The organism is Lactiplantibacillus dongliensis, assembly GCF_005405105.1.
Classification (GTDB): Bacteria; Bacillota; Bacilli; order Lactobacillales; family Lactobacillaceae; genus Lactiplantibacillus; species Lactiplantibacillus dongliensis.
Genome location: NZ_BJDK01000027.1, coordinates 1 through 4,251 on the forward strand (window position 1 = coordinate 1; position 4,251 = coordinate 4,251).

Consider the following 4,251-nt stretch of genomic DNA (forward strand, 5'->3'; position numbering starts at 1 on the left):
GGTTGCCAGTGAGCATTGCCTAGTTAAGACAAGTACTCGGTGAACTTTCCGAGTGGTTGGCTTAGCGTAGCAAGCGGAACTGGCAGTCTGAGTGAGCACGTTTCAGCCAATTCATAAAATCCACAAAAAAAGGCCGCCCCAGCCCCCAACGGAGCCAAGCCGACCACCAACCTTAAATCCGACTGGTGCGCCATCTACCTACAATCTCAGTAAATCGTTCACCACCCAAATCTAACGTTACGATTCTTCTTCCATCTCAACTGCATCACCACGTTTTGACCAGCGTTCCTTAAGTTGTACCAAGCCCCACGCAATCCCCGCGGTAAATAGTAACAACATCAACGTTGACATCACAATCACCACAACAATCTGCACACCTTCCGCTTTTAACACGTCCAGCTTCGTCACCAACGCAATCCCTGACGGAATAAAAATCAAACTAATAATCTGCACGAAGAAGTTACTGACGCCTTCCACTTGTTCAAGCTTGACGATTTTTAAGGTTAACAATACGTACAACATGATCATGCCAATCAAGGCAGGTGGCATCGGAAACCCGGGCCAGAGTTGATTAACCAACTCTGAAATCAAACTACTAGCTAATAGGATCAAGCCGTAAATCATGATCTGCTTAATAAATTTCCCTTTATTCTTCATAAATCCTCCTAACCTAACCCAATTAACTGTGCAAAGCCCGGTACCATAAAGTTCACTAAGATACCGGCCACCACGAATGCAATCGCACCAGTCGCACCAGCAGCTTCACTCACTTCAATCGCCTTCGTCGCCCCAACAGCATTACCCGCAATTCCAAAACCTAAACCTGCGCCTAATGGATTCTTGTGTAACTTAAACCACCGAATAAAGTGATCGCCCAGTGCATAAATCAAGACGGAGTTCAAAATGACCGCAAACGCTGCAATCGCTTGATCGCCGCCAACCGCTTCGGCAACTGGCAGCGCAATCGCCGTGGTCGCTGCTTGGACTAACATTGCGCCGAGGGCTGCATCGGTCAAGCCAAGCAACGTTGATACGGCATAAATCCCAAAGAGTGATAACAACAAGCCTAAAAATAAGGCAATCAAAATCACATCCCAATACTTCTTAAAAATATCATTTCGCTTATATAACGGTACTGCGAAGGATACGGTGGCTGGCGCGACAAACCAAAATAGCCAATCGCCACCAACTTGATACGCTTGATAAACTTTGTGCAACGGTGCTTGCAGGGCCGACGCAATCAATACCAGCAAACCAATCCCGAGCAGCATTCCAAAAAATAAGGGTTGGAATAATACAAACCGATTCGTTTTATGATAGAAATACTCGCCAATCCCGTAGACTAGCACGGATAGCCCGATGCCAAAGAATGGATTATTGAGAAGATAAGTCACATAATTTCCTACTTTCTTTTGTGAAATCAAAGTTACAAAAAAGGCACCCCACATCGGGTCTAGTCATCATTTACCATGGTGGTTAGGCTCGAGCAGTGCGCCAACACGACTCTAAATATTATATTTTAATTATAGCAAACAAAAGTAAATAATGATAGGAAGAATTTAATCAACCACATAAAACATCAAGGCATACGCCCCAAGTCCCGTATGAGTCGCAATGATTGGACTCGTCCGCTCAACTAGTAAATCCGCTTGCGGTGCGACTTCTTCAACTAACGCTTGGGGCGCTTTGGCCACCTCATCGTCGCCGACATACGAAATACCCGCTGCTTCGACCCGGGTTACATCGGCCAAGTCATTCAAGATTTGCGCTTGGGCTTTAATCAAGGCTTTCTTCCCACGACCACGGGTGTAAAGCTTCAGCTTACCATCGACGATTTCAAAGACAAACTTCAACTTAATTAAGTTAGTCACCATGCCGGCGATTTTCGGTACCCGGCCACCTTTAACCAGATTATCCAGCGTATCCACGAACAAATACACGTGGGTTTGCGCACGAATCACGTCAATCTTAGCAATAATGGCATCCAAGTCCGCCCCAGCATGTGCCATGCGGGCGGCTGTCAAGACTTGAAAGGCCATGCCACGATCAGCCGACTTGGTATCAATCACAATTACGTGGCCTTTAGCCAGTTGGGCCGCTTGCCGGGCCGCATTGACCGTACCACTTAAAGTTTCAGTTAAATGTAGCGACAAGACAGTGCTGCCATCCGCGGTCAAATGGTCATATAAGTCCACAAATGACCCAATCGCCGGCTGACTAGTGGTTGGCAATAAATCGCTAGTGGCCATCTTCCGGTCAAAATCAGCCCGTGAAATGGTATCATCGGCAACCAGATTCCCATCAAAACCCACCATTAACGACACAATGTGAATCTCATACTGTTTGATCTCGGCCGGGGTAAGTTGGACCGATGAATCCGTCACGATTTTAATTGTCATAATTGAAGCCACGCTTTCAAGTTGTTTTGCTGGCTATTATAGCATTCACAGTCTCATCAACCGTTTTAAAGCCCGTGATAGCAACGTTTAGCAAGTATCAAAACGAAGCAACGACCACAATTTAGTTATAAACTTTGTAAAACACAACTTTTGCATCGTACTCAACATTACTTTTTCAAGCACACATCACCATTTTAGCTGACGGTGACATAATTTCTTTAAGCAGTCCCCGGTTCCGAACGACTCCCTAACTTTTTGAATTCATTGCCTTTCCAAAAAAAGTAATGACTAATGCGTTTGCACAACCTAATTTAGGTTCTATTTCAGCCCCCCAAAAAAAGGTCAACCCCAAATCACGTTTTCAACCTAAAAGCCATCACATTTCCTTCACAGCTCAACGCTACACTAGAGCCATAGTCAATTAAGGAATTCCCCGTTCCTTAATGACCACCCTAATTTGAAAATTCATTACGCCTCCAAAGTAAAGAATCTATGTGTGTCGCCCCCTAACTTAATTATCCACCCTTTGCCACCATCTTCCCCGGATGGTGGTTTTTAGAGTGTGAACGAAGACGGGTTGTTGGTGAGCATTGCCTTTGCTCGGCGGGCTTCCGAGTGGTTGACATGGCGTAGCAAGCGGAACCAGCCGTTTTCGTGAACACGTTTCATAAAATGACAACTCACCGAAACAACCCTACCCCAAGATTTCACTTTAATTGACGCTGGCCAACCAACCGGTTACGCTGAACTCAACTACGACTATTTGGAGGGATAATTTATGCCAATTGCACCAAGTCACGCCCAAGATGTCTGGAAAGATGTCGGCGAACATGTTCAATTCACCGTTTTAAGCTTAACGCGTCAAGATCAAGCCCAGGCCCAAGCTGTATTCCAAGAGTTTGCGGATCGGTCACAAGCGATTATTCGCTCACTGCGAATTCGCGATGCCAAGCCCGAAACGGGGTCGCAACTCAAAGTCAGTATCGGCCTAAGCAACACTGCATGGGATTACTTATTCCCCAATGCGCCGAAACCCAAAGAATTGGAAACTTACACGACCTTAACCGGACCAAACTATCAGATGCCAGCCTCAGCTGGCGACCTCTTCTTTCACATTCGCGCCAGCAATGAAGCCATTGTCTACGAATGCCAGACGCAATTCCGGCGGGTCTTAGATGATATTACAACCGTTGTCGATGAGACTAAGGGGTTCCGTTACTTCGAAGGCCGGGCCATTATTGGGTTTATCGACGGCACGGAAGCTCCGGCAGTGGAAGATGCCGCTGATTACGCGTTGATTGGTGATGAAGACGCCACCTTTGAAAATGGTTCATATGCCTTTGCCCAAAAGTGGCAACATGATATGCCTGTATGGGAACACATGCCGACTGAAGATCAGGAAAAAGCCGTGGGTCGTGAAAAGTTCAGCGACTTCGAATTAGCCGACGAGGATAAATTCAAGAATGCGCATAACGTCGCTTCCAAGTTTGAAGTTGACGGTGTAGAACAAAAAATCGTGCGGATGAACGTGCCATTCTCTAATCCGGCTGCTGGTAATACCGGCACCTACTTTATCGGCTACGCGCGGCATTGGACCGTTACTAAGGGAATGCTACAAAATATGCTGGATCAAGGCGACTTCTTACTGACCTTCTCTAAATTATTATCTGGTCAATTATTCTTCATTCCGTCCCGTGATTTACTGGCACAAATCGCTGACGACGACTTCCATTAATGCTTATATCTTTCAGAAAACAAAAAAGTCTTGCGGAAATTTGAAGTGAACCCTTAAAATTGGACAAATTGTTAAGCTGCTTTTTGAACGGCGAGTTCTCGGTATTTTACCGGGGGC

Annotated in this window: 4 protein-coding genes; 1 reads left to right on the forward strand and 3 read right to left on the reverse strand. The window is 46.0% G+C overall.

What is annotated here, in order from left to right:
- Positions 1-237: 237 nt before the first annotated feature.
- The 3 genes from FFM80_RS10460 to FFM80_RS10470 form a co-directional block, all read right to left on the reverse strand.
- Positions 238-657, reverse strand: a complete 420-nt coding sequence (locus tag FFM80_RS10460) for a CidA/LrgA family protein (protein WP_137640745.1) — start codon at positions 655-657, stop codon at positions 238-240.
- Between the two features lie 8 nt (positions 658-665).
- Positions 666-1,394 (reverse strand): LrgB family protein, encoded by a 729-nt coding sequence (locus FFM80_RS10465; protein WP_137640746.1) that lies wholly within the window; start codon positions 1,392-1,394, stop codon positions 666-668.
- A gap of 165 nt (positions 1,395-1,559) precedes the next feature.
- Positions 1,560-2,399: a DegV family protein gene (locus FFM80_RS10470; RefSeq protein WP_137640747.1), complete on the reverse strand. Its 840-nt coding sequence runs from the start codon at positions 2,397-2,399 to the stop codon at positions 1,560-1,562.
- Positions 2,400-3,177: 778 nt separating this feature from the next.
- On the opposite strand from FFM80_RS10470, the gene FFM80_RS10475 reads away from it, so the two are divergent.
- Positions 3,178-4,134 (forward strand): Dyp-type peroxidase, encoded by a 957-nt coding sequence (locus FFM80_RS10475; RefSeq protein ID WP_137640748.1) that lies wholly within the window; start codon positions 3,178-3,180, stop codon positions 4,132-4,134.
- Positions 4,135-4,251 lie beyond the last annotated feature (117 nt).